This window comes from Sphingopyxis sp. JAI108, from assembly GCF_013410105.1.
Taxonomy (GTDB): Bacteria; Pseudomonadota; Alphaproteobacteria; order Sphingomonadales; family Sphingomonadaceae; genus Sphingopyxis; species Sphingopyxis chilensis.
The window spans coordinates 1-25,025 of record NZ_JACCCJ010000002.1 but is presented as its reverse complement, the minus strand read 5'-3'; the positions used below and the strand labels follow the sequence as shown (position 1 = coordinate 25,025).

Sequence of the window (25,025 nt, the reverse complement as noted above, 5' to 3'; positions counted from 1 at the left end):
AGCGACGCGGCCAAGGTCAATCTGGCAAGATTTTTGCAGGATGCGCGGGGGAGGCCGCCGGCAACGGCGCCTAATGCGCGGCCTGCGGACCGCGCACGATCCCTGAGAGGGCAAGCTGATCGTCGATCGCGGCGAGCAGGCGCGCGAGCGCCGTCTCGTCCTTCGCCTCGGCACGCGCGACGAGCACGTCCTGTGTATTCGAGGCGCGCAGCAGCCACCAGCCATCGTCGGTCAGCACGCGCGCGCCGTCGGTCCGGTCGACCTGCGCACCCGATGCGCCGAGCCGGTCGAGAACCTCCTCCACAATGGCGAATTTGCGGCTCTCATCGACCTGGAAGCGCATTTCGGGGGTGTTGACCATCGGCGCCATGGCGCCGCGCAGATCGGTGACGCTCTGCCCCAATTTGGTCGCCGCCTCGATCAACCGTATCGCGGCGTAAGGCGCATCGTCATAACCATAATAGCGGTCGGCGAAAAAGATATGCCCGCTCATCTCGCCCGCCAGCGGGCTCGCGGTTTCTTTCATCTTCGCCTTGATCAGGCTGTGGCCGGTCTTCCACATCAGCGGCTGGCCGCCGAGCTGCGCGACCCGGTCGAACAGCGCCTGGCTCGCCTTCACATCGGCGATGACCGTCGCGCCGGGCAAGTCCTTCAGCACCGCGGCGGCATAGATTTGCAGCAACTGGTCGCCCCAGATGACGCGGCCCTCGCCGTCGATCGCGCCGATGCGGTCGCCGTCTCCATCGAAAGCGACGCCGAAATCGAGGCTCTTCTCCGCGACGAGTTTCCTGAGGTCGGCCAGATTCTTTTCTTCGGTCGGATCGGGATGGTGGTTCGGAAAATGGCCGTCGATGTCGGTGAACAGCAAGTGATGCTCGCCCGGAAGGCGCGCGGTAAGTTTCTCGATGACGGTGCCCGCGGCGCCGTTGCCGGCGTCCCAGCCAATGCGGAAAGCGCCGCCCGCGAACCCCTCGACCAACCGGTCGACATAGGCGTCGACGATATCGATGCTCTGCGACGTGCCTTCGCCAGCCTCCCAGTCGCCCGCGGCGGCCATTTCGCCGATCGCCAGAATGTCGGCGCCGAAGAAGGGACGCCCCTGAAACACCATCTTGAAACCATTATAGTCGGGGGGATTGTGGCTGCCGGTTATCTGTATACCGCCGTCCACATCCTCGGTTGACGCGGCATAATAGAGCATCGGCGTCGGACCGAGCCCGACATTGAGCGCATCGACGCCGGCGGCGTTGATTCCCGCGATCAGCGCGTCGGCGAGCATCGGCGACGACAGCCGCCCGTCATAGCCGACCGCGACGCGCTTGCCGCCCGCGCGGCGGATCAACGTCGCGAAGCTGCGGCCGATGGCATAGGCGTCCTTGTCCGAAAGCGTGTCGCCGACGACTCCGCGAATGTCATATTCGCGGAGCATCGTCGGGTGAAATTGGTGCGTCATCTTGAACCTCTTGGGGAGAGAAGGGATCAGGCGGCGGCGAACAAATCCCCGTCCGGATGCAACCGCTCGCGCGCCGGAAGGTTCAGTCCGCCCATCGCCTCGCGGAGTTCCTGCCGCGCGACGACGTGGCCGATACCCATGCCGCCGAGATGCGCCTTGTCGAGCAGGGTGAGGCCGGCGGGGAAAAGTTCGCGATAGATGACGCGCTCGCCGAGCCCCGGGATGACGCGAAAGCCGACGCGGCGCGACAACTGGGTCAGCGCCTCGCCGACGCGGCGCATATTATGTGCATCGACATGCTGGAGGCGGTTCCTGAGGATGATCCAGTCGATCGTCCGCCCGTCGCTCTTGGCGCGCGCCTTTCGCGTGTCCCAGATGAGTTCGGAATAGAAGCTGGGGCGGGTGACCTGGAACGTCTCGGGATCGACCTGTCCGATCAGGTCGAAGTCGATGAAGCTGTCGTTGATCGGCGTCACCAGCGTGTCGGCGGTTGTTGCCAGGTGGCGCGCGAAGACATCGTCGCGGCCCGGTGTGTCGGCGATCAGATAGTCGGCGTCTTCGGAGAGTCGCGCCACCTGCTCGTCGAGTTCCTCGATCGTCGATCCGGTGAACACCTCGAAGCGCGGCGTCGGTAGCGCAATCTCGCGGCGCTTCGCGGTATTTTCGCGGTTTTCGAGGTAGCGATGAAAGGTGCGCTGGCGCGGGTCGAGGTCGATCCCCGCGACGCGCCATCCCTGGCTCGCCAGCGCGACCGCGAAATGCACGGCGCAGGTCGATTTGCCGGTCCCGCCCTTTTCATTGGCAAAGATGATGCGGTGCGGTGCGGGCGTCGTCATGGGCGTTGCGATTTTCCTGTTGGCACGGCATGGGCGGCCGTCGCGCGAAGTGATATAGTCGCGCCAATATCGGAGGGCGACGAGCCGTGCAAATCATCCGTGACATCGCGATGCTGCACCGTGCCGTTACGGCACTGAAGCAGGGGGGGAAGAGCGTCGCACTCGTGCCCACCATGGGGTCGCTGCACGACGGCCACCTCTCGCTCGTCCGCATGGCGAAGCGCGTCGCCGACCACGCCGTCGTGTCGATCTTCGTCAATCCGACCCAGTTCGGCCCGAACGAGGATTTCGACGCCTATCCGCGCGACGAGGCGCGCGACGCCGCGATGCTCGTCGAGGAAGGCACCAGCCTGCTCTGGGCGCCCGACGTCGCGACGATGTACCCCGCCGGTCACAGCACGCGTATCGAGGTCGCCGAACTTGGCGCCGATTATTGCGGCGCCGCGCGCCCCGGCCATTTCGACGGCGTCGCGACCGTCGTCGCCAAATTGTTCAACCAGGTCCGCCCCGACGTTGCGATCTTCGGCGAAAAGGACTGGCAGCAGCTCGCGATCATCCGCCGCATGGCGCGCGACCTCGATTTCGCGATCGACATATTGGGCGCGCCGATCGCGCGCGATACCGACGGCCTCGCGCTGTCTTCGCGCAACGCCTATCTGTCGAACGAACAGCGCGCGGCGGCGGCCGCCTTTCCGGGCGCGCTGAACGCGGCGGCAAAGGCGATCGCGGGCGGCGCCGACGTCGCCGAGACGCTCGCCAAGGCCGAGGCGGTGATCGTCGGGCGCGGTTTCGAAAGCGTCGATTATGTCGCGCTCGCCGAGGCCGACAGCCTTGAAAGATTGAGCGCTTTCCGCAGGCCCGCACGCCTGCTCGCGGCGGCACGGATCGGAAAAACGCGGCTCATCGACAATCTGCCGGTAGGCTGAACAACGTGGAAACCCCGAGGTTTCCGACGATCTTGGACGATGCCCACAAAAAACGACGTCACCGTTAACGCTTTGTTGACCATAAACCGCAAATTTGACCCCGAGGTCTCCATGTGGGGTGGAGGTAAAGGGGGTTATCATGGCGAACAGTCTGAAGTCTGCCCAATATCTGATCGAGAGCCGCTTGCTCGACGCCGCGCGCGGCGATGCCAATGCCTATTTCGATCTGGGTATCGCGTTTTCGACCGGATCGGGCGGGGTCGATGTCGACCTGATCCAGGCGCATAAATGGTTCAACCTTGCCGCGCTCGGCGGCAATATCGAAGGCCAGCAGTGCCGCGCCGATGTGTCGGGCGAAATGTCGCAGGGCGAAATCGCCGAAGCGCAGCGCCAGGCGCGCGCCTGGCTCGACGAGACGGCCCGCCGTCCCGCCGCCCGGCGGTTCGCGGCGTAAGTTTTCTGCGCTTCGACCTCGTCATGCCGGACTTGATCCGGCATCCATCCGGCTACAAAGCCTCGACCCCGGATCAAGTCCGGGGCGACGACAAGGGCAAAGTCAGCCCTTCCGCTTGAAGGGTGTGTGTCCCTCCAGCCATTCCATCTCGACCGCCTCGGCCTGTCGCTCCTGTTGCAGATAGTCCGCGACCGCGCGGCGAAAGCCGGGATCGGCGATGAAATGCGCCGACCAGGTCGCGACCGGGCCATAGCCGCGGGCAAGCTTGTGCCCGCCCTGTGCACCCGCTTCGACCCGCGAAAGCCCGCGTGCGATCGCGATGTCGATCGCGCGATAATAGCATAGCTCGAAATGCAGATACGGGATCTCGGCCAAGCATCCCCAATAGCGGCCATAAAGTGTGTCGGCGCCCAGGAAGTGCAACGCGCCGGCGACCGGCCGCTCCTCCGCATCATAGGCGATGAGCAGGATGATCTTCTCCGCCATCGCCGCGCCCATCAGGTCGAAAGCGTCGCGCGTGAGGTACGGATGCCCCCATTTGCGCGCGCCGGTATCCTGATAGAATAGCCACATCGCGTCCCAATGCTCGGGACGGATCGCCGCTCCCGTCAGTTCCTCGATGCGCAAACCTTCGACGGCACGGAGCCTTTCCTTGCGCAATTGCTTGCGCTTCTGCGAATTCAACGTGCCAAGGAAATCGTCGAAGCTGGCATAGCCGCTATTCGCGAAATGGAACTGGATATCGCGGCGGACGAGCCAGCCGGCCTCCTCGAACAGCGGCATCTGTTCGGGGGCGACGAAGGTCGCATGCGCCGATGACAAGCCGTTCTGCCGCACCACCGCCTCGGCCGCGCGGAGCAGCAGCAGCGCGTCGGCGCTGTCTTTCGCCAGCAAGCGCGGCCCCGGGACGGGGGTGAAGGGTGCCGCAATCTGAAGCTTCGGATAATAATCGCCCCCGGCGCGCGCCCACGCATCGGCCCACGCATGGTCGAAGACATATTCGCCCTGGCTGTGCGATTTCAGATAGGCGGGCGCGGCGGCGACGAGCGCGCCGGCCGCATCCTCGATCAGCAAGGGTGCGGCCTGCCAGCCGGTGCCCGGCCCCACGCTGCCCGATTCCTCGAGCAACGAAAGGAAGGCATGGCCGACGAAGGGATTGCGGCCGTCGTGTAGCGCGTCCCACGTCGCCGCATCGATTGCGGCGACGCCCGTACCGAGCGAAATCGTCCGTGAGGGTGGGTCGGCTTCGGCCACCGGCGTCCTTAAGCTGGCTTCACCGCAACGATCGCGTCGGCCTCGACCGCCGCGCCGAGCGGTAGCACCGCGACGCCGACTGCGGCGCGCGCATGGCGGCCCGCGTCGCCGAACAGCGTTTCGAAAAGTTCCGATGCGCCGTTCGCGACCTTCGCCTGATCGGTGAAGCTTGGCGCGCTGTTGACGAAAACGCCGAGCTTGACGACGCGCTCGACGCGCGACCAATCGCCGCCGAGCGCCTGCCCGATCTGCGCGACGAGCATCAGTGCGACGCGCTGCGCTGCATCCTGCCCGCCGGCAATGTCCATATCGTCGCCGAGGCGGCCGGTGACCACCTGCCCATCACGGAAGGGCAATTGGCCGCTGACATAAAGCATCCCGCCCTGCTCGACGACGGGTACATAGGCGGCGACCGGGGCGGCGGGCTTGGGCAGCTCGAGGCCGAGTTCGGCGATCTTGGCGGCGATATCCATGGGAGGTTCCTTCTTAAACCGGCTCGGAGGCCGGGGCGGGGATATTTTCGGCGAGGCGCGCCAATATCCAGCGCTGCGCCTCTTTCCAATCGTCGATTCGCGCATGGGCGTATTGCGCCGGTGCGATCTGGCCCGCGATCGCTGGCTCGCCGACCAGGTGGAGCCGCCACACGTCGGGCGCGGTCTCCGCAACCGACTGGTGATGGCCGGCAAGGTCGTCGATGAAAACCGCAACCGAAGGCCGATACTCGTCGATCAGGCGACGCACCGGCCCACCCTTGCCGCCGCGGCTGCCGATGACGGGCGCGCGGAAATCGTGGAGTGCGAGCTGGTCGATCCGCGCCTGCTGATGCTCGGGGCCGACATTGGTGAGGACGACGATATCGGCCTCGGCGCCGATCGCCGCCATTGCCGTCAAGGCACCCGCGATCGGATATTGCCGCGTCATTTCGGTGCGGAAGAAGCCGTCGAGCAGCGGCCACACTTCAGCCGCTTCGAGCGGCGTGCCGCACTCCTTGCGCTTGAGTGCATTGGCAAAGCTCGCATCCTCGATGCGGAAGATCACGCCATGTTCGGCATCGACCCATTCGGCAAAGGGCACGACCATGTGCATCAGCACCTCGTCGCAATCGGTGATGACGAGCGGGCGGTTCATGCAGTCGTTCCTTCAAGTCGTTGGGCCGCAGCGGCAAGGCGGGCAGGCGGCACCTGCAACGCATCGGCGCAGGCGACAAGGTCGTTTTCGTGGGCGGTGAGGAATGAGAGGATCGCCGCGAGCGTCGCCCGTTCGCCGAGTGAAGCGCGCAGCTCGGCGGGCGCGAGCCCGGTGAGCGCGAGCAGCCGCTCGGCGCGCGGCTCGTCGCTCAATATCCAGCCGAGCGCATGGAGCGCCAGCGCCGCATCATCCTCAAGCAAGCCCGATCCCTTCGTCGCGATGCAATTGTGTCGTGCGGCCGATTCGCCTAAACGGGCCGCGCACGCAAGGTGGGGAACGGAACGCACATGGGCAAGACCATCCTGGTCGTCGAGGATAATGAACTCAACCTGCGCCTCTTCTGCGATCTCCTGAACGCCCACGGCTATAGCGCGCATCCGGTGCGCGACGGGCGCGACGCGCTGGCAAAGGCGCGCGAGATTTCGCCTGACCTGATCATCATGGATATCCAGTTGCCGCATGTCAGCGGGCTCGAACTGATCGGGCAGATGAAGGCCGACCTGACGCTGCGCGCGGTGCCGATCATGGCGGTGACCGCCTATGCGGGCAAAGGCGACGAGGAGCAGATCCGCACTGCGGGCGCCGAAGCCTATGTCTCGAAACCGATTTCGGTGATCAAATTCATCGAAAGCGTCGGCGCGTTCGCCTAGCGCCGGTTTCGGACGCATAGTTCCTACGTCGTCAACCCCGCGAAAGCGGGGACCCATCGCGTGCGTAAGTTGATCCCACACCGGGTTCCCGCTTTCGCGGGAATGACGAATATTTGGTGTGCCCGCTTCCCACCCCAATGCCTTCCCCTGTCCCCTAAAAAGGAAAGGGCCTGTCGCGACAGTGCCCGGCCGCGGCAGGCCCTCCCTACGCCCTCCCGCCTTCGGGGAGGGGGAGAGCCCGTCAGAACTGGCCGCGCAAGGTCACGCCATAGGTGCGCGGTTCGCCGGGGAAGCCGACGAACAACTGGTTTGCGGTCGCCGGGAAGCCCAGCGCTGCGGGCGCGGCGACCGAGCGGAACGAGCCGCTGCCCTGCAACGGCATGTCGGCGCCGATCTGATAATATTGCTTGTTGAACAGATTCTGCCCCCACAGCTCGATTCCCCAGCGGCGATCGCGGCCATAGAGGCCGATCCGGCCGTTGAAGACCGCGAAGCCGTCCTGGACCTTTTCGACGTCGAGATCCGACCCGGTGTTGGTGTCGCTCTGGAGGCGCGTGTCGAAATAGACGAGCGCGCTCAGCCCGCTGCCGCCGATCGGCGGCGTCCAGCTGATCCCAGCGGTCGCCACATATTTGGCGGCGTTCGACACGCCGCGGCCGGGTAGCTGGAACAGGACGGGCGACAGCGCCCGCCCGCCGGTGCCGACAAGGTTGCGGCGATAGAGGGTGTCGACATAGGTGAGCCCCATGTTGACCGACAGATGGCGCGCGGGACGCAGGAAGGTCTCGATCTCGAACCCCTTGGCGACGACGCCGGGTTTCAGCCGGTCGGATGCGCAGGCGCCGGTCGCGGCGCTGTTGTCGGTCGGCCCGGTCCCCAGGTCGTCCTTGCACGCCTGGATATTGGTGACCTCGAAATTGACGCCGTTGAAGGTGTTGAGCTGGTAATTACTATAGCCCTGATAAAAGGCCGCGAGATTGACGTCGATCCCCGGACCGTCCCATTTCAGCCCAAGTTCATAGGCGTCGACCTTTTCGCTCGCGAATTGCAGGTCGCTCGCTTCGGGCCGCGCGTTGCCGGACGTGTTCGCGGGCCGCGCGAGCGCCGCGACGCAGGCCGCATCCTGCGCGTCGGACCCCGCAGTGGTGCTGCACGGCCGGTCGAGCGCCGAATAGTCGAGGTTGAAGCCGCCGGCCTTGTAACCCTTCGATGCCGAGGCATAGATCAGCCATTCGGGCGCGGGCTTCCAGCTCAGCACCGCGGTCCCCGTCCACTGGCCCTCGCTGAACTTCGTCCCCGGCGCGCCGCGGACGATGTCCGGCGCGGTGCCGTTGATCACGCAGGCGAGGCTCGCGAGCGCCTGTAGCGGCGAGTTGACGATCGCGGGGCACAAGGTGTTGGTGAAATTGGCGTCCCCCGCCAGGGTCTTCTTTTCGTGGGTGTAGCGCGCGCCGACGGTGAACGTCAGCGTATCCTCGACGATATCGAAGCTGTTATGCGTAAAGATCGCATAGTTGGTGCTGCGCTGCGCAAAGGTCGAGTCATTGTTGCCCGTGCCATTCAGCGGTGCGGCACCGAGTAGCGCGGCGATGCCCTGAAAGCCGGGAAAGCTCGCCGCGGGCAGGTTCGAACAGGTCGCCGAGGCGGGGTTGATGAGGGCAGGCGCGAGCGCCGCCGCCGCAAGGCAATTGGCATAGCGCTGATAGTCGGCGCCATAGACGATATCATCGTCGACATCGAGTTTCTCGTTCGCATAATAGCCGCCGACGAGCCAGTCGAGCCGCCCGTCGAACGCTTCGCCCTGAAGCCTGAGTTCCTGCGTGAACAGCCGGAACCGGCGGTCGAGGTCGGTGCGCCGCAATATGTCGAGCGTGTTGAAATCGGCGTCCTGGCCCTGTGCATTCCTGTAGTCGCGATAGGCGGTGATCGAGGTCAGCGTCGCGCCGCCGAAATCCCAGTCGAGTTCGCCCGACACACCCCAATCCTTGGTGTCCGACCGATAGGTGACGCCCGGGGTCGTCGACTGGCGGCGGACGAAACTGTCGCCCGCGGGTGGAACCTGATGGTTGGCGCCGAGGAACTGGAGCAGCGGCAGCAGCGTGTTGGGCGACGCCACCGGGAAGCCGTCGGGACCGCGCGTCAGGTTGCGCACGGGGTTCAGCAGCACGCCGCCGCAGCAATTCTCGTTGCGCTTCGAATAGTCGGCAATCAGCCGCAGCGTGATATTCTCGGCGGGCTCGAGCAGCAGCTGGCCCTTGGCCAGCCAGCGATCGCGGTCGTTGATGTCGGGCTCGCCGGCGGTCGCATTGTCGATGAAGCCGTCGCGCCGCTGCCAGACGCCGTCGACGCGCACCGCCGCCTTGTCGCCCAGCGGCGCGTTGATCATGCCGTCGACACGCCAATAATCATAATTGCCATATGATAGCGACCCCTTGCCGGCGAACCGGCCGAGTTCGGGCCCCTTGGTGACGATGTTGATCAACCCCGCGGTCGAGTTGCGGCCGAAGAGTGTGCCCTGCGGACCGCGCAGCACCTCGACGCGTTCGATATCGCCGAGTTCGGACAGGCCGACCCCCGTCCGGCTGCGATAGACGCCGTCGATGAACAGGCCGACCGAGGATTCGAGGCCCGGATTCTCGCCGACCGTGCCGATGCCGCGGATGCGCGCGGTGAAATTGACCTCGCTCGTCGCGCCCGACACGAGCAGCGACGGCGCGACCTGCCCCAGCGCACGCACGTCGGTCGCGCCCGTTTTTTCGAGCGTATCGCCGGTGACCGCGGAGACCGCGATGGGCACGTCGGACAGCGCCTCGCTGCGGCGCGTCGCGGTGACGATGATCATGCTGTCGTCGGGTTCGGCGCCCGCGGCATCCTGCGCCATGGCGGGCGCGGCGGCGAGGCCGAGCGAAAGCGGCAGGCCGACGGCGCTGGCGCGCAGCAAGCCGGTGGTAAGGCGGCGACGTTTTTTCATGAAATGACCCTCCTCTCGCAATCTGTCGTCGGCGCGGGGAGAGCGGTTTTGTTTATGGCGCAGGCGTATCACGACTTGCGCGCGCCATGCCAGCGCGTGACCTCTGCCGTAACGTCATTCTGCGAAACGCGCGGCTTTTGTGCCACAGCTGTCAGATATGACGGGTTGACGGGTCTGGATAAAGAAAAGGGGGCGAAGCCATCGGCTCCGCCCCCGGGAAATTCAGGTGATCGTGCGCGATCAGAACTTGCCGCGCAGTGTCACGCCATAGGTCCGCGGTTCGGCAAGGAACTGCGAGAAAATCTGGCGGCCGCCCGGATATTGCGGGTCGGCAAAGGCGGCGCTGGCCGAGGTGCCGCCTTCCTGGAACGGCGAGTTGAAGGCGACCTGGGCATATTGCTTGTTGAAGATATTCTGCGCCCAGAGTTCGATGCCCCATTTCTCGTCGGGACCGCGCACGCCGAGGCGGGCGTTGAACAGTGCATAACCATCCTGTCCCTTCTGCGGGAACAGGTCCGACCCGGTGTTATAGTCGCTGGTCATGCGGCCATCGACATAGACGAGGCCGGTCAGCCCGCTGCTGCCGATGTCGGGGGTCCAGGCAATGCTGCCGGTCGCGACCAGTTCGGGCGCGTTCGACAGATTGTTGCCAGGCAGCAGGCGCAGCGCCTGATCGAGCGGCGCGCCCGAATCATTGCCGACCAGCTGACCGCGATATTTGGTTTTCGCATAGGTCAGGCCGGCGGTCATGCGGAAGCTGCGCGCCGGAACGAGCGAGGCTTCGAGTTCGAAGCCCTGCGACCGGACGCCGTGGCTGACGTCATCGGTGGGGCAGGCGCCGGTCGTCGCCGCCGCGGCGTTATAGTTCGGCGCGCCGGTGAACTTGCTCTGGTCGCGGTCGCCGCCGGCGAGGTCGCTGTCGCAGCCGTTGATGTTCTGGACGAGGAAGACCGTGCCGTTGAACGTGTTGAGCTGGAAGCTCGAGAAATCCGACCGGAAGAGCGTCAGGCCGAGGCCGAACGGTCCGGTCGAATATTTGGCGCCGATTTCATAGCTGTTCACCGTTTCGGGGTCGAACTGCAGCGCGCCGACCAGCGCCTGCGCCCCGCCCGCCGCCGCGAAGGGCAGGATCGGCGATTTCAGCGCCGACCGGTCGAGGTTGAAGCCGCCCGCCTTGTAGCCGCGCGAATAGCTCGCATAGACCATCAGGTCGTCGACCGGCTTGTACGACAGGATCGCCGTGCCGGTGAACTCGTCCTCGCTCCGCTTGTCGTTGATCGACACACCATTGAGTTCGGCGGTCGAATTGCCCTGACAGCTGAGGCCGATGAGCGCGCCCGCGAGCGCGCGCGCCGTGGCGTTCGTGCTCGAAAGATCGTCGAGCACCAGCCCCTGCACGGTGGTGCAGACCGTGTTGTCGTTGGTGAAGCTCGCCGAGAATTTCTTCTTGTCGTTGGTGTAGCGGAGCCCGAAGGTGAAATCGAGCTTGTCGGTGATGTGGAAGATATTGTGCGTGAACAACGCCCAATTCTCGCCATCCTGACGATAGACGTCGTTGATGCTGCCAAGATCGCTGAGCCCGTCGAGCGCATTGAACGCCGCGAGGATGTCGGGCCCCGAAGCACCCGATGCGCCGGCGATCGTCGCCGGCCCGACGCCGGGGAAGACGCACAAGGGGCTGGCCGGCGAGTAGAGACCGGCAAGGCCGCCGCCGGAGATGATGCGGCACGTCGCGAAACGGCCGTAATCTTCTCCGAAGCGGAGGTTGTCGCGCACGCGCAGCTTTTCATTGGCGTAGAATCCGCCGACGAGCCAGTCGAGCTTGCCGTCGAACGCTTCGCCCTGCAGGCGCAATTCCTGCGTGAAGGTGTGGAACTGGCGATAAGCGTCGGCGTCGGGCGCGCGATAGAGGATATCGACGGTGCCATAATCGACGTCGCCCGCCTGGCTCGACCGATATTCGCGGTACGCGGTGATCGAGGTCAGCGTCGCGCCGCCAAAATCATAGTCGATCTGGCCCGAGAAGCCGTAATCCTTCGTCTTGCCGGCGAAGCTGCGTCCCGGCGTGACCGAGATGTCGCGGCTATAGCCCTGGTCGAACGCCGAAAGCGACTGGCCGAGATCGGCCAGCACCTGGACGATGTTGTTCGTGGTATCGCTGGCGGGAACCCCGGGGTTGTTGAGGTTGCCGATATAGGGATTGACCGACGGGCCGACATAGGTGGCGGCGCAGCATTCCTCGTCGCGAGAGGTATAATCGGCAATCAGCCGGACCGACAGCGCGTCAGTCGGCTCGAACAGCAATTGGCCGCGCAGAAAATAGCGATCGCGGTTGTTCACGTCGCGGTTGTTCGCGGTGTCGTTATAAAAGCCGTCGCGCTTGACCCACACGCCGTCGAGGCGTGCGGCGAGCGTGTCGGTGATCGGGCCGGTGACGCTGCCGCCCAGACGCCAGTAATCATAATTGCCATAGGTGATTTCACCGGTGGCGCCGAACTGGAAATCAGGCTTTTTCGAATAGATGCTGATCAGGCCCGCCGACGAGTTGCGGCCGCCGAGCGTGCCCTGCGGGCCGCGCTGCACTTCGATGCGGTCGAGTTCGCCGAGTTCGTTGAGGCCGATGCCCGAACGCGAACGATAGACGCCGTCGATGAAGACCGGAACCGAGCTTTCGAGGCCGGGGTTGTCGCCGACGGTGCCGATGCCGCGGATGCGTGCCGAGCCATTGGCTTCCGAACCCGTCGACGAAACGAGCAGCGACGGCGCGACCTGGTTCAGCTGGCGAATGTCGTTCGCGCCGCTGTTCTGCAGCGTTTCGGCGCTCACCGCCGAAATCGCGACCGGCACGTCGGACAAGAGCTGCGAACGCCCCTGCGCGGTGACGATGATCGGCGTATCGTCGCTGTCGTCGGTCGCGGCATCCGCGGCCGCATCGGCCGGTGCGTCCTGCGCGAAGGCCGGGGCCGCGACCGCCGCCATGGCGATCGAGACGCCGAGCGCGCTGGTGCGGAGAAAACGGGCAGCACGAAGGGAAGATGATTTCATATCGGGCACTCCTCTCAACATTTCATTATTTTTGTTGCGGGGGGAGCATAACTCAATTGCGCCCCCGATCCAGCCGGAGGGGCGTATTTGCGTCGTTTTTGAAGAGGTGATGCTTTTCGGCCACAGGCGGAAAAAGCGCCTGTTCGGCGGGACTTAGGTCCGCGCCTGCCGAAGGAGGCGGCTTGCCGTAGCGTCATCGCGCGCCGGTCCGGGGCAGGGGAAGCCGAGCCGTCGTCCGCCTGCGACGAGCATCGCCTGATAGGGACCGTCGAAATTTTCGGCGATGACCGGGTCATCGGCGGCCAATCCGCCGGTCAGGCTGCCGAAAGCCGGCAGAATCAGCCGCCGCGCGTCGCCCGCGAAGCAGGGGCGGGAAATCGGGCGGCCGCGCACGTTGAGTCGCAATTTTGGGTGGAAATGCCCCGAGATTTCGGGCCGCGTCTCGTTCGTCAGGCTCTGGTGGCGAAAGACGATGCCGTCGACGGCGAGTTCGTCGGCGACCTCGCCGCCCCACGCGCCGCCGGAGAGCCCGTCGTGATTGCCGGCGATCCACAGCAGCCGTGCCGATGCCGCCTGCCGCGCCAATCGATCGGCCACCGCGGGGACTATACGTTCGGCGGCACGGCGGTCGTGGAAGCTGTCGCCAAGGCACCAGATCGCGCGCGCGCCGGTCTGGGCGACGAGCGCGGCGAGCCGGTCGAGCGTGTCATGGCTGTCGTAAGGGGGCAGCGGTTGCCCTAATGCCGCATACCAGCTCGCCTTTTCCAGATGCAGGTCGGCGACGATCAGCGCGCCGTGACGCGGCCAGAACAGCGCCCGGTCGGCCAGCATCTCGAACTGCTGGTCCGCAAAGGCAAAGGTCGGCGCGGCAGACATGGCGCTGCTATGGAGGCGCCGCCGCTCCGCCGCAAGCGCCCATCATGTCCCGGCGCTAACCGCCGACGCGGAGGCCATTGGCGGCAAAGCGCCGCCCCATGTCGCGGCTGGCGCCTTCGGGCAGGTCGAAAACGACACGCTTGTTCGGAAAATCGATTTCGACGCGGTCGAACAGCGACAGGCTGTCCATGCCCAGCAGCAGCGCCGGTCGCTCGACAAGACCCAGCGCGCGGAACGCCTGGCTGTCGGCAAAGCTCACCGGCAGATCATTGACGTCCATGCCGTTGATCACGATGCGCCGGATCGCGGTGCGCACCGCCGGGACCGCCTCGCCGGTCACCGCACCGAGCGTGGTCGGCAGGAAGGGCAGGCGGTTCGCGCGCTTCGCGGCGACGAGTTTCTGCAGCGCGAGATTGCCGACGCTGGTCTGGGCGCCGGTATCGACGATGACATCGATGCGCTTGCCGTCGAGCCGCGCGTCGGACAGGATCAGCCGCCCCGCCGAATTGCGCGCGGTGACGACGATCGCATCATCGTCGCGGATGATCGGGCGCGCGCGCTTGCGCGTTTCCAATATCTCCATCGTCTCCTTGCGGAAATCGATCAGCACCCGTCGCTCCTCGAGCATGTCGACGCCGATCAGCCCCGCAGCGCCGATGTGCCGGCCGAAAAAGGCGGGGGCATCGACCGGTGCGAGGTGCAGGTCGGACATCCGCAGCGCGGCGACGCGGAAGCTTGGCACCACCGCCGATCCGCCGATCGTCGCGAGCTTGAGCTTGCCGCCTTCGACCAGGGCCAGCCGTTCGGCAAGCTCGCGCGCGATCACCGTGCGCTCGGCGCCGGTATCGACGAGGAAGGAAAAAGGGCCTTCGCCGCCGACCATGACCTTCACCGACATGCGCCGTGTCGCGTCGAGGTCGAAAGGCTGGACGAAGGGAACGACCGTGACCGGCGGGGCGATCAGCTCGCCCGGCGGCACCGGCGTCGCGGCAGGCGCGGGTGCGGGATCGTTCGGCGCGGGCGTCGCGGCGGTCAGCGCGGGAGCGGCGAGCAGCAGCGTCAATGGGACGGACCACCTGGTTGCATGGGTCATCGCTGGCATCCTCATTATATCTTGCGCCAGTCTACGCCTGTGCGGCCGTTGCGGCAAGCGATGCGCCGCCGGACGTCCTATTGATGCGGGTCAACGTGCATCGCCTGTTCCGCCAATGCGTCAGCCAGTTCGCCGAGCAGCATGTCGTCGAGGTCGGACGCCGCGACATTCTCGCGCCCGATCAGCACCAGCACGGGGATGGCGAGCGGGCTGATCCGGTCGAGCTTTTGATGCAGCATCGTCCCCGCGGCGCGGTCGAGCAGGTCGCCGAGCCGCGCGACATCGGTCAGCCGCTCGCGCGCGTCGGCCCAGGCGGCTTCGAGGAGCAGGTGGTCGGGCTCATATTTGCGGAGGACGTCAAAGATCAGGTCGGTCGAAAAGGTCACCTGCTTGCCCGTCTTGCGTTTGCCCGGATGCTGGCGCTCGATCAGCCCGCCGATCACCGCGACCTCGCGGAACGCGCGTTTCAACAGGTGCGATCGCTCGACCCATTCGACGAATTCTTCTGACAATATCTCGGAGTCGAACAGATTTTGAGGGTGCGTGACGGGACGCAGCGACCAGATCGCGATCGCATAGTCGGAAGCGACGAAACCGAGCGGCTGCAGCCCGGCGCGTTCCATCCTCTTGGTGATCAGCATGCCGAGCGACTGGTGCGCGTTCCATCCCTCGAACGGATAGCAGACGAGATAGTGATGGCCTTCGTGCGGGAAGGTCTCGACGAGCAGCTCGCCCGGTCGCGGCAGCGCCGAGCGCAGCGCCTGCATCTCGAGCCAGAAGCGCACATCTTCGGGAAACCGCTGCCAGCTTGCGGGATCGGCGAGGAAGGTCCGCACCCGGTCGGCCAGCCGAGTCGATATCGCGAGCCGTGCGCCCATATAGCTCGGGATGCGTGCGGGACGCGTCGTCGCGCGCACGATCAGATCGGTGTCGCGGATGGCCTCGACCTCTAGGCTGAGGCCGGCGAAGGCGAAGGTGTCGCCGGGGGTCAGCGTGCTCGCGAAATATTCCTCGACCTTGCCGAGACGCCGGCCGTTCCTGAAGCGCACGTCGGCCATCGGCGCTTCGACGATGATCCCGGCGTTGAGCCGGTGCTGGGCAGCCAACCGGGGGTGTGCGATGCGCCAGCGTCCCGGCCCGTCAGGGGCGAGGCGGCGGAAACGGTCGTAGCTTTTGAGTGCGTAGCCACCATCGCGCACGAAACCCAGAAGCCGCGCGAAGGTCGGGGCGTCGATCCAGCGGTAGGACGCCGCGGTGCGGATCTCGGCGAGCAGCTCGCCCTCGTCGAACGGCGCCGCGCAGGCGAGCGCCATCACATGTTGCGCGAGCACGTCGAGCGCGCCGGGCCGGAAGCGGTCGGCGTCGCGCTCGCCCGCGCCCACGGCGTCCAATGCGGCCTGCGCTTCCAGATATTCGAAGCGGTTTCCGGGCACGATCAGCGCCCGGCTCGGTTCGTCGAGCCGGTGGTTGGCGCGCCCGATACGCTGCAGCAGCCGTGAGCTTCCCTTGGGCGCCCCCATCTGGATCACGCAGTCGACGTCGCCCCAGTCGAGCCCCAGGTCGAGGCTCGCGGTCGCGACGAGCGCGCGCAGCCGCCCTTCGGCCATCGCCGCTTCGGCCCGTTGGCGCGCCTCGCGATCGAGGCTGCCGTGATGGATCGCGATCGGCAGCGACAGGTCGTTGACCTTCCACAATTCCTGAAAGATCAGCTCGGCAAGCCCGCGCGTGTTGCAGAAGATGATCGTCGTGCGGTTCTTGGCGATGACCTCCATCACCTGATGCACCGCCCACCGCCCCGAATGCCCCGCCCACGGCACCGCGCCTTCGGGGAGCAATATCTCAATGTCGGGCTCGGCGCCCGCCTCGCCCTCGACGAGCGTTACCGTGCCGGCATCGGCATCGGGCGCGAGCCAGCCGGCATATTGCACCGGATCGGCGATCGTCGCCGACAGGCCGACGCGGCGCAGCCCCGGTGCAATCGTCTGGAGCCGTGCCATCGCGAGGCTCAGCAAATCGCCGCGCTTGCCCGGCGCAAAGGCGTGGATCTCGTCGATCACCACCGTCTTCAAATGCGCGAACATGGTGAAGCTGTCGGGATAGGACAGCAGCAGCGACAGCGATTCGGGCGTCGTCAGCAGGATGTTCGGCGGCCGGCTGCGCTGGCGCGCCTTCCTGTCCGACGATGTATCGCCGCTGCGGCTTTCGACGCTGATGCCGAGTTCCATTTCGGCGATCGGGCCGAGGAGGTTGCGCTCGACGTCGGCGGCGAGGGCTTTCAGCGGCGACACATAGAGCGTGTGGAGCCGGTCCGACGGGTGCTGCGCGAGGTCGACGAGGCTCGGCAGAAACCCCGACAATGTCTTGCCCGCCCCCGTCGCCGCGACCAGCAGGGCATGCTCGCCCCTTTCGCCCGCGCCGAGCATATCGGCCTGATGCCGCCGCAGCCGCCACCCGCGCGCGGCGAACCAATCGGCGAAGGGAGCGGGGAGCGGCATGACAGAGATGTGGCGCGGCGCGCGGACGGGGGCAAGAGCTTCAGACCCCTACCGCGCCGGACGGGATTTTCAGAAGATGCCGGCGGCAAGCCCTTCCGCGAGCGCGGCGCCGATGTCGCGCGCTTCGGCCAAGCGGTCCGGCGCGATGGTTTTCGGCGCGAGGATGGCTTCGGGGGTCTGCGCCGCCGTATTGACGATCACCGGCTCGGCGACGCGCTTGAGCCGCCAGCCGGTGGCGACGCGGTCGAGCTGGCGCTGGGCATTCTCGCCGTCGGACCCGGCGCAGATGATCGTCGCATAGGGGCGGCCCTCGAGCTTGCCGAGGCAGGGGTAATAGCAGCGGTCGAACATCTCCTTCATCGCGCCCGACAGCGCGGCGAGATTTTCGGGACCGATGAAGAGATAGCCGCCCGCCGCAAGCAGATCGCCCGGGGTGACGTCGCTCGCCGCGACCAGCCGTGCCGTCGCGGCGCCTTCGGCAGCGGCGCGGGCGAGCGCCTCGCTGCCGCCGGTGCGGCTGTGCCAGACGATCAGCAGGAACGGTGCATCGGTCATGCGGCGATGCTTGCCAAGCAGAAGGGTGCGGCGCAAGCTGCCCCGAAACATTGGGGGAGAGAGAAGATGCGCCGACTGACCGCCCTGCTGCTTGCTGGCTGCCTGCCCTTTACCGTAACCGCCCAGGACGCCGCGAGCGACGCTACGCGGACCGCGCAGGCCGAACTGGCGAAGCGCCTGCCGCTTGATGACCCGCGCGACGAGGCCAATGCGACGCGCGGCAAGATTGCCGAGATTCCCGGCGGACTGATCCAGGCGGCCGACGGCAAGGTCGTGTGGGATCGGCGCCCCTATGCCTTCCTCGACGTCAAGGAGGCTCCCGATACGGTCAATCCGTCGCTCTGGCGGCAGGCGCGGCTCAACAGGGTCCACGGGCTGTTTGAGGTGGTGCCGGGCAAAATCTGGCAAATCCGCGGCTATGATCTCTCGGTCATGACGATCATCCGCGGCAAGACCGGCTGGATCGTCGTCGATCCGCTCTTGTCCGAAGAGACGGCGGCCGCCGGATGGAAGTTGTTCACGGACACGATCGAAGCGAAATCGGGCAAGCGGCCGATCAAGGCGGTGATTTTTTCGCATAGCCACAGCGATCATTTCGGCGGCGTCGGAGGGGTCGTGACGCCCGGGCAGGTCGAGGCAGAGAAAATCCGCATCATCGCGCCGCACGGCTTTTCGGAAGAAGCGACGTCGGAAAATGTCCTCGCGGGTGGCGCGATGGGGCGGCGCGCGCTCTATATGTTCGGCGCCATCGTGCCGCCGGGGCCGAAGGGTCAGGTCGACACCGGACTGGGGCCGAAGCTGTCGTCGGGGACGATCGGCTATATGGAACCGACCGAAAGCGTCGATGAGAAGGGCGGCACGCTGACGATCGACGGGCTGGTCTTCGACTTCCTCGACGCGGGCGGCACCGAGGCACCGTCGGAGTTTGTTTTCTACATCCCCGCCTATACCGCGCTGCACACGACCGAGGTCGTCACCCACAATCTGCACAATATCCTGACCTTGCGCGGGGCGCAGGTGCGCGACGCGCTGCGCTGGTCGAAGGTGATCGACGCGATGCTGCTCAAATGGGGCGGCAAGGCCGAGGTCGCGATGGCGTCGCACCATTGGCCCACATGGGGCGCGGGCGAGGTGAGCGCGCTGCTGGCGAACCAGCGCGATGCCTATCGCTATGTTCACGACCGCACGCTTTTCCTCGCGAATCGCGGTGCGACGCTGCACGAACTCGCCGACCAGACCGCCGAGGCGCCGGTGCAGGCGGCCGATTTTTCGACGCGCGGCTATTATGGCACACTCAACCACGACATGAAGGCGACCTATCAGCGCTATTTCGGCTGGTGGGACGGCAATCCGGCGAACTTCAACCCGTTGCCGCCCGAGCAATCGGCGCCCAAATATGTCGCGCTCGCGGGCGGAGCCGACAAGCTGCTCGCGGCGGGGCGCGAGGCGCTGAAGGCGGGCGATTATCGCTGGGCGGCCGAGCTTTTGAACAAGCTGGTTTTTGCCGAGCCCGATAACAGGGACGCGCGCGCGGCGCTCGCCTCTGCCTATGACCAGCTCGGCTATCAGGCCGAATCGGGGGCGTGGCGGAATTACTATCTCGCCGGGGCGGCCAGCCTGCGCGGCAACGCGGTCGAGGCAGCGACCGGCAATGGCCAGAGCCGCAGCTTTGTGAGCGCCATCCCCACCGGCGTCTTCTTCGACGCGCTCGCGACGCGCTTCGACGCTGCGAAGGGGAGCGCGGTCAAGGGCATTTTCCAGTTCGTCCTGCCCGACAGCCAGGAGACGGTATCGGTCGTCGTCGGCGGCGGGGTCGAATTCCCGCGTTACGGCGTCACCGACCCGGCCCCGACCGCGACGATCACGATCGACCGCAATATCCTCGACGAGGCGATGATGGGGCGCGCGCAATTTCCCGCGCTGATCCAGTCGGGCGCGATTCGTATCGACGGCGACAGACAAGCTTTCCTGTCGTGGTTCGCGCTCCATCCGCCGGCCGATCCGCGCTTCAATGTGGTTGTGCCATAGTCATATAAGACGCTAACGGAGTAACATGACCGACACGCCCGCTGCGCATCCGACCGATCCCCTTGACGCCGAGGCGATCAACGCCGTCGAGGGATTGCACGCGGTCGATCCGGCCTATGCAAAGGTGCTGCGCATCGCGACCGCGCTCAACCTGATCCCCCTCGCAATCGGCGCGAGCGTCTTCGACGCGCTGCTGATCCGTCATATCGAGGGGCCCTACGGGTTGATCACCGCGCTGGCCTGGCTGATTGCGGCCGTCACGATCGTCAGTTTCCCGTCGAGGCGTGTGTCGCGCTGGGGTTACAAGATCGGCGAAGGGCAGCTGCGCGTCGCGCGCGGCTGGCTGTTCCGCACCGACACGATCGTGCCCTTCGTGCGCGTCCAGCATATCGACGTCGGACAGGGCCCGATCGAACGCTGGTTCGGCCTGTCACACCTGATCGTCCACACCTCGGGTACGCACAACAGCACGGTCACGCTGCCGGGATTGCCCAGCGACCTCGCCGCGGCAATGCGCGAGACGATCCGCCGCCATATCCAGACCGACTTCGCGTGAACGACGCCGCCGCCATCGCCGCGCCGGAGGGCGAGGCCCGCTGGCAGCGGCTGCACCCTGCGACGCTGGCGCTCGCGGTCGCGGCGCTCGGCCCGAAATCGCTCAACGTTCTGCCTGCGGTCGCCGCGCTCGGCTTTACGGGCAACTGGATATGGATCGTCCCGGCGGTCGGCGCTTTCCTCCTGATCTCGCTACTCGCCGCGTGGTTCCAATGGCTGCGCTTTCGCTTCCTCGTCGGCGACGACGAAGTGGTGATCGAAAGCGGCGTCCTTGCGCGCCAGCACCGCACCATTCCCTTCGACCGGATCCAGGACGTCAGCATCGAACAGGGGCTGGTCTCGCGCGCGCTGGGCATCGCCAAGGTCGGTTTCGAAACCGGCGCGGGAGGCAAGGAGAATGACGCGAGCCTCAATGCGATCGCGCTCGATGCCGCACAGGTGCTGCGCACGACGATCCGCGCGCATCGCAGCGGCGAGATGATGGCGGAGGCGGCGGCCGGCGCGCCCGCCGCCGCGCCTGCGCAGGAGGACCGGTTGCTCTTCGCCATGGGGCCGAGCCGGCTGCTGACCGCGGGACTGTTCAACTTCTCGCTCGCCGCGCTGGCCGTGGTCGGCGCCGCGATGCAGTTTTTCGACGGTTTGTTTCCGTTCGATTTCAACATCTTCAACCCGATGGACTGGATCGACATTGCGGAGGATTATGGCCTCGACCAATGGCTGCTCGCGCATCGCTGGGTCGCCGCGGCCGGCGGCGTCCTGTCGCTGCTCCTCATCGGTTTCGCGAGCGGGATCGCGACCATGTTTTTCGCCAACTGGGATTTCCGTCTGACGCGCGAGCCGCGCGCGCTGCGCCGCACCCGCGGCCTCACGACGCGAACCGACGTGGCGGTGCCGGTCAAGCGCGTGCAGGCGGCGATTCTCATCACCGGCTGGTTCCGCCGCCGCTTCGGCTGGCACGAATTGCGGCTGCAGAGCCTCGCGAGCGACGGCGAGAAAGAACGCGACCATCAGGTCGTCCCTTTCGGCAAGCTGGACGAGATCGACCCGGTGCTGGACGAGATACTGATCGCGCGGCCGGGCATGGACGCGACATGGCAGCATAGCCACCGAGTCGTCGCCCTCGGCGGGCTGGTCGGCGCGGTGTGCGCCGCAGCGGGCGGCCTTGTCGCGGTGTCGTTCGGACAGCCGCTTGGCTGGCTCGGTCCGGTCGCGGGGTTCCTGATCGGAACCGGGTCGCTGCTGGGCGCGCGCTTCCACCGCTGGACCGAACTCGGCGAGCAAGTCGTGATCCGCCGCGGCATGTGGAAGCCCAAGACGACGCTGCTGCCGCACGCATCGGTGCAGAGCGTCGATCTCAAGAGCGACTTCATCCTCCGCCCGCTTGGCCTTGCGACGCTCGTTTTCGGCGTGCCGGGCGGCAGCTCGCTTGCCACGCACGAAATCCCGGCGATCCCGGCGGCGACCGCGCGCGAATTGCGGCACCGTATCCTCGCAGCGAAGGCACGCCGATGAGCGACGCAGCCCTCGGCATCACGCGTTCGATCATCGGCCAACCATGGCATTGGCGGCGCGCAAGCGCCGACATGGCCGCCGAAAACCTCGCCCCCGACGACCTCGTTACGCAATTGCTGCTCGCGCGCGGGGTAACGCGCGACGACCTCGACCGCCAGCGCGCGCCGACCCTGCGCGGCTTCATGCCCGACCCGTCGCTGTTCCGCGACATGGACGCCGCCGCCGCGCGGCTCGCCGATGCGGTCGAGCGGCAGGAAGCGGTGACGATCTTCGGCGATTACGATGTCGACGGCGCAACCTCGGCGGCGCTGCTCGTGCGGCTGCTGCGCGGGCTCGGCCTGCCCGTCGGCGCCTATATCCCCGACCGTCTGATGGAAGGCTACGGCCCTTCGGGCGCGGCTCTCGTCAAGATCGGCGAGGCGGGGTCGAAGCTCGTTGTCACGGTCGACTGCGGCGCGCAGGCATTCGACGCGATCGCCGAGGCCAAGGCGGCGGGGGTCGAGGTGATCGTCGTCGATCATCACCAATGCGCGACGACGCTGCCCGCGGCGCTCGCGCTCGTAAATCCCAACCGGCTCGACGAGGACGCCGATGCGGCGATCCATGGCAATCTCGCCGCGGTGGGGGTCGCCTTCCTGCTCGGCGCCGCGCTGCTCCGCACCTTGCGGATGCGCGGCTTTTTCGCGAACCGCGACGAGCCCGCGCTGATCGAGCTGCTCGACCTCGTCGCGCTCGGCACCGTCGCCGACGTCGCGCGGCTGACCGGCTTCAACCGCGCGCTGGTGACGCAAGGTCTGAAGGTGATGGCGCGGCGCGGCAATGTCGGCCTCGCCGCGCTGATGGACGCCGCGCGGCTGACCAAGCCGCCGAGCGCGAGCGACATGGGTTTCGCATTGGGTCCGCGGATCAACGCCGGCGGGCGCGTCGGAAAGTCCGACCTCGGCGTGCGGCTGCTCACCACGTCGGACCCGCAGGAAGCCGCCGAAATCGCGCTCGAACTCAACCGGCTGAACGAGGAGCGGCGCGCGATCGAGGCCGCGGTTCTCGAACAGGCGATCGAGGCGAGCGCGGCGTGCGGCAATGCGCCGGTCGCGATCGTCGCCGGACAGGGTTGGCACCCTGGCGTGATTGGTATCGTCGCCGGGCGTCTCAAGGAACGGCTGCATCGCCCGGCCATCGTTATCGCGGTGGACGAGGATGGCACCGGCAAGGGATCGGGGCGCTCGATCAGCGGGGTCGATCTCGGCGCCGCGATCCTCGCCGCGAAGGAAAGCGGCCTGCTCGTCGCGGGCGGGGGCCATGCGATGGCGGCGGGCCTCACGGTCGCCGCCGGCAAGGTCGATGCGCTCGGTGCCTTCCTCAACGACCGCCTCGCCGCCGATGTCGAGCGGGCGAGCGGCGACAAGTCGCTGCTGATCGACGCGGTGCTCGCGCCGCGCGGCATCAATCCGCTGTGGTGCGACGCGATCGAAAGCGCGGGGCCCTATGGCGCGGGCTGGCCCGCGCCGCGCGTCGCGACGGGGCCGGTGCGAATCGTCGAATCGGGCATCGTCGGTACCGACCATGTCCGCCTCATCGTCGCGGGCGACGATGGCGCGCGCTTCAAGGCGGTCGCATTCCGCAGCGCCGAAACCGAACTGGGGCAGGCGCTGCTCCACGCGCGCGGGCGCAAATTGTGGCTCGCGGGCCGCGCAAAACGCGATGATTGGGGCAGCCGCCCCGCCGCGGAACTCCATCTCGAGGATGCCGCGTGGGCCGACTAGCGACCGGGTCGCAGGGTGCGGCGCAATATTTTTGCGCGGGGCGGGCGCCCCACGCTTGACCGCGCTCTAGCGCCCGTCTAAGGCGCCCGCTCACCGATCAGACGGCCCCTTCGTCTAGCGGTCTAGGACGTCGCCCTTTCACGGCGAAAACACGGGTTCGAGTCCCGTAGGGGTCACCATCGGTTCAGCGGGCGGTCGGCCCGCACTTTCCCGGAACATCCGACCCTCAAGGCCCCTTCGTCTAGCGGTCAGGACGCGGCCCTCTCACGGCTGAAACACGGGTTCGATTCCCGTAGGGGTCACCAAAATCCTCTCTCAGAGGTGCACCGGCCGGCTATCACATATCCCAGGGGACCGAAACTTCGTCTCTCAAGAGATGGATGAAACAGGTCGGCTGCATTCCGCGGACGATTCGCGCGGCGGAGAAATCATTCTCTGCACGCGCCGTCCCCCCGCCGTTGTTTGTCGGCGGGTTAGGTGCATCGGGTTGTGCAATGCTCTTGGCTCTTTTCCTGTTCTAGAGTGAGAGAACCGCTAACGAAATAGCCCTATCTCGCCGAGCCATGTCGGCCCACCACTCGGCGCCTAGCCTGACTTGAATATTCCGCAAGCAATGCGGTCGCCGCTATTGCCCGAAGGGTCGGTCTTTTGATCGTCCGCGGACGCATGAACAACCATCGCCGATCCGTCGTCGTCCATCAAACCCGCGAAGGTGGCACCCTTTAGTTCATATTCGAGGGTCCCGCGGCCATTGTCATCGACAACGAGATTGGGCATGTCGCCGGCATGTTGTCCGGCGGGCGCGTCGAGCCCGTGCTGGGCGTCGGCGGGATTCCAATGGCCGCCGGCGCTCTCGAATTTGGGCGCATCACATTTGCCTGTCATGTGAACATGCGCGCCATGCTGGCCGGGCGGAAGCCCTTGGACCTGCAAAGTCAACATGACGCGGCCATTGATGGTGGCCGCTGTGGCCTTGCCTGCCGCCGCGCCGTCCGCTGTCTTGAGATCCGCTGCGGCCCTCTCTGCTGCCGGCGTCTCCCCTGCATTGGTTACCGCTTCGGCGGCTGGCGCATTCTCATCGGCTGGCGGCGTCGATGCGTCCGGCGCATTGCAGCCAGCCAAGAGGAAAGGAATGGCGGTCGCGGTCCAACATAGCTTCTTCATCTTGAGTTCCCTTGTCGGTGATCATGCAAAGCCAACCATTGAATGCCGCCAATGTTCCCTAGAGTGGGTGACAGAGGAGACCTGGCCCGCTCTCGCCGCAGGGACTGGCCGTTGCACGAACCGCTGCGCGGATTGGTGCTAGCCTCGATGTAAAGCGGCCCAGCGATCGCCGCACCTGATTGAACGCGGGCTGCCGCAGGCAGACCC

The 25,025-nt window shown here is 66.4% G+C and carries 20 protein-coding genes and 2 tRNA genes; 9 read left to right on the top strand and 13 right to left on the bottom strand.

From position 1 onward, the window contains the following. Positions 1-70: 70 nt before the first annotated feature. Together pgmG and HDC29_RS11095 are read right to left on the bottom strand one after the other, a co-directional pair. Positions 71-1,453, bottom strand: coding sequence for a phosphoglucomutase/phosphomannomutase PgmG (gene pgmG / locus HDC29_RS11100; protein WP_179497523.1), 1,383 nt, complete (start codon positions 1,451-1,453; stop codon positions 71-73). A 26-nt stretch (positions 1,454-1,479) separates the two neighbouring features. Next, a complete protein-coding gene (locus HDC29_RS11095; RefSeq protein ID WP_179497521.1) occupies positions 1,480-2,289 on the bottom strand; it encodes a division plane positioning ATPase MipZ in 810 nt (269 codons plus the stop codon). 86 nt (positions 2,290-2,375) lie between these two features. On the opposite strand from HDC29_RS11095, the gene panC reads away from it, so the two are divergent. Further along, a complete protein-coding gene (gene panC / locus HDC29_RS11090; protein WP_179497519.1) occupies positions 2,376-3,215 on the top strand; it encodes a pantoate--beta-alanine ligase in 840 nt (279 codons plus the stop codon). 139 nt (positions 3,216-3,354) lie between these two features. Continuing rightward, entirely contained in the window at positions 3,355-3,669 is a 315-nt protein-coding gene (locus HDC29_RS11085) for a hypothetical protein (protein ID WP_179497517.1), read from the top strand. 102 nt (positions 3,670-3,771) lie between these two features. Here HDC29_RS11085 and HDC29_RS11080 read toward each other — a convergent pair whose 3' ends face one another. The 4 genes from HDC29_RS11080 to HDC29_RS11065 are packed head-to-tail and all read right to left on the bottom strand — an operon-like array spanning position 3,772 to position 6,311. Further along, entirely contained in the window at positions 3,772-4,923 is a 1,152-nt protein-coding gene (locus tag HDC29_RS11080; protein ID WP_179497515.1) for a GNAT family N-acetyltransferase, read from the bottom strand. Between the two features lie 8 nt (positions 4,924-4,931). Further along, complete coding sequence (locus HDC29_RS11075) at positions 4,932-5,396, bottom strand: RidA family protein (protein ID WP_179497513.1); 465 nt, start codon at positions 5,394-5,396, stop codon at positions 4,932-4,934. Between the two features lie 13 nt (positions 5,397-5,409). Then, positions 5,410-6,051, bottom strand: a complete 642-nt coding sequence (locus HDC29_RS11070; protein WP_179497511.1) for an HAD family hydrolase — start codon at positions 6,049-6,051, stop codon at positions 5,410-5,412. Then, a complete protein-coding gene (locus HDC29_RS11065; RefSeq protein WP_179497509.1) occupies positions 6,048-6,311 on the bottom strand; it encodes a DUF3572 family protein in 264 nt (87 codons plus the stop codon). The genes HDC29_RS11070 and HDC29_RS11065 overlap by 4 nt, the downstream gene beginning before the upstream one ends. 87 nt (positions 6,312-6,398) lie before the next feature. Here HDC29_RS11065 and HDC29_RS11060 point away from each other — a divergent pair, with 87 nt between their 5' ends. Continuing rightward, on the top strand, positions 6,399-6,761 hold the full coding sequence (locus HDC29_RS11060; protein WP_179497507.1) for a response regulator: 363 nt from the start codon (positions 6,399-6,401) through the stop codon (positions 6,759-6,761). A gap of 241 nt (positions 6,762-7,002) precedes the next feature. On the opposite strand, the gene HDC29_RS11055 is transcribed toward HDC29_RS11060, so the two are convergent. The 6 genes from HDC29_RS11055 to HDC29_RS11030 form a co-directional block, all read right to left on the bottom strand. Further along, entirely contained in the window at positions 7,003-9,732 is a 2,730-nt protein-coding gene (locus HDC29_RS11055) for a TonB-dependent receptor (RefSeq protein WP_179497505.1), read from the bottom strand. A gap of 240 nt (positions 9,733-9,972) precedes the next feature. After that, positions 9,973-12,777, bottom strand: a complete 2,805-nt coding sequence (locus tag HDC29_RS11050) for a TonB-dependent receptor (RefSeq protein ID WP_179497503.1) — start codon at positions 12,775-12,777, stop codon at positions 9,973-9,975. Positions 12,778-12,930: 153 nt separating this feature from the next. Continuing rightward, positions 12,931-13,653: a ligase-associated DNA damage response endonuclease PdeM gene (gene pdeM / locus HDC29_RS11045; RefSeq protein ID WP_179497501.1), complete on the bottom strand. Its 723-nt coding sequence runs from the start codon at positions 13,651-13,653 to the stop codon at positions 12,931-12,933. A gap of 55 nt (positions 13,654-13,708) precedes the next feature. Next, entirely contained in the window at positions 13,709-14,746 is a 1,038-nt protein-coding gene (locus tag HDC29_RS11040) for an aspartyl protease family protein (RefSeq protein WP_179497499.1), read from the bottom strand. Positions 14,747-14,823: 77 nt separating this feature from the next. Then, positions 14,824-17,241 (bottom strand): ligase-associated DNA damage response DEXH box helicase, encoded by a 2,418-nt coding sequence (locus HDC29_RS11035; protein ID WP_179497497.1) that lies wholly within the window; start codon positions 17,239-17,241, stop codon positions 14,824-14,826. Positions 17,242-17,310: 69 nt separating this feature from the next. Beyond that, entirely contained in the window at positions 17,311-17,796 is a 486-nt protein-coding gene (locus tag HDC29_RS11030) for a flavodoxin family protein (RefSeq protein WP_179497495.1), read from the bottom strand. Positions 17,797-17,862: 66 nt separating this feature from the next. On the opposite strand from HDC29_RS11030, the gene HDC29_RS11025 reads away from it, so the two are divergent. The 6 genes from HDC29_RS11025 (at position 17,863) to HDC29_RS11005 (ending at position 23,959) form a co-directional block, all read left to right on the top strand. Continuing rightward, on the top strand, positions 17,863-19,824 hold the full coding sequence (locus HDC29_RS11025) for an alkyl/aryl-sulfatase (RefSeq protein WP_179497493.1): 1,962 nt from the start codon (positions 17,863-17,865) through the stop codon (positions 19,822-19,824). A 25-nt stretch (positions 19,825-19,849) separates the two neighbouring features. Beyond that, positions 19,850-20,380, top strand: coding sequence for a PH domain-containing protein (locus tag HDC29_RS19275; RefSeq protein ID WP_257018242.1), 531 nt, complete (start codon positions 19,850-19,852; stop codon positions 20,378-20,380). Then, positions 20,377-21,891 (top strand): PH domain-containing protein, encoded by a 1,515-nt coding sequence (locus tag HDC29_RS11020; protein WP_326913899.1) that lies wholly within the window; start codon positions 20,377-20,379, stop codon positions 21,889-21,891. Before HDC29_RS19275 ends, HDC29_RS11020 begins: the two co-directional genes overlap by 4 nt. Then, positions 21,888-23,654 (top strand): single-stranded-DNA-specific exonuclease RecJ, encoded by a 1,767-nt coding sequence (recJ, locus tag HDC29_RS11015; protein ID WP_179497491.1) that lies wholly within the window; start codon positions 21,888-21,890, stop codon positions 23,652-23,654. The genes HDC29_RS11020 and recJ overlap by 4 nt, the downstream gene beginning before the upstream one ends. 103 nt (positions 23,655-23,757) lie before the next feature. After that, positions 23,758-23,833 (top strand) — tRNA-Glu (locus HDC29_RS11010). A gap of 51 nt (positions 23,834-23,884) precedes the next feature. Further along, a tRNA-Glu gene (locus tag HDC29_RS11005) sits at positions 23,885-23,959 on the top strand. Between the two features lie 280 nt (positions 23,960-24,239). On the opposite strand, the gene HDC29_RS19270 is transcribed toward HDC29_RS11005, so the two are convergent. Beyond that, entirely contained in the window at positions 24,240-24,596 is a 357-nt protein-coding gene (locus tag HDC29_RS19270; RefSeq protein WP_257018290.1) for a superoxide dismutase family protein, read from the bottom strand. Positions 24,597-25,025 lie beyond the last annotated feature (429 nt).

Coding starts and splice junctions, on each gene's coding strand:
- HDC29_RS11095 (WP_179497521.1), bottom strand. CDS start 2,289: ATGACGACGCCCGCACCGCACCGCATCATCTTTGCCAATGAAAAGGGC.
- HDC29_RS11075 (WP_179497513.1), bottom strand. CDS start 5,396: ATGGATATCGCCGCCAAGATCGCCGAACTCGGCCTCGAGCTGCCCAAG.
- HDC29_RS11070 (WP_179497511.1), bottom strand. CDS start 6,051: ATGAACCGCCCGCTCGTCATCACCGATTGCGACGAGGTGCTGATGCAC.
- HDC29_RS11050 (WP_179497503.1), bottom strand. CDS start 12,777: ATGAAATCATCTTCCCTTCGTGCTGCCCGTTTTCTCCGCACCAGCGCG.
- HDC29_RS19275 (WP_257018242.1), top strand. CDS start 19,850: ATGACCGACACGCCCGCTGCGCATCCGACCGATCCCCTTGACGCCGAG.
- HDC29_RS11060 (WP_179497507.1), top strand. CDS start 6,399: ATGGGCAAGACCATCCTGGTCGTCGAGGATAATGAACTCAACCTGCGC.
- HDC29_RS11035 (WP_179497497.1), bottom strand. CDS start 17,241: ATGCCGCTCCCCGCTCCCTTCGCCGATTGGTTCGCCGCGCGCGGGTGG.
- HDC29_RS11040 (WP_179497499.1), bottom strand. CDS start 14,746: ATGACCCATGCAACCAGGTGGTCCGTCCCATTGACGCTGCTGCTCGCC.
- HDC29_RS11055 (WP_179497505.1), bottom strand. CDS start 9,732: ATGAAAAAACGTCGCCGCCTTACCACCGGCTTGCTGCGCGCCAGCGCC.
- pgmG (WP_179497523.1), bottom strand. CDS start 1,453: ATGACGCACCAATTTCACCCGACGATGCTCCGCGAATATGACATTCGC.
- HDC29_RS11030 (WP_179497495.1), bottom strand. CDS start 17,796: ATGACCGATGCACCGTTCCTGCTGATCGTCTGGCACAGCCGCACCGGC.
- pdeM (WP_179497501.1), bottom strand. CDS start 13,653: ATGTCTGCCGCGCCGACCTTTGCCTTTGCGGACCAGCAGTTCGAGATG.
- HDC29_RS19270 (WP_257018290.1), bottom strand. CDS start 24,596: ATGTTGACTTTGCAGGTCCAAGGGCTTCCGCCCGGCCAGCATGGCGCG.
- recJ (WP_179497491.1), top strand. CDS start 21,888: ATGAGCGACGCAGCCCTCGGCATCACGCGTTCGATCATCGGCCAACCA.
- HDC29_RS11025 (WP_179497493.1), top strand. CDS start 17,863: ATGCGCCGACTGACCGCCCTGCTGCTTGCTGGCTGCCTGCCCTTTACC.
- HDC29_RS11085 (WP_179497517.1), top strand. CDS start 3,355: ATGGCGAACAGTCTGAAGTCTGCCCAATATCTGATCGAGAGCCGCTTG.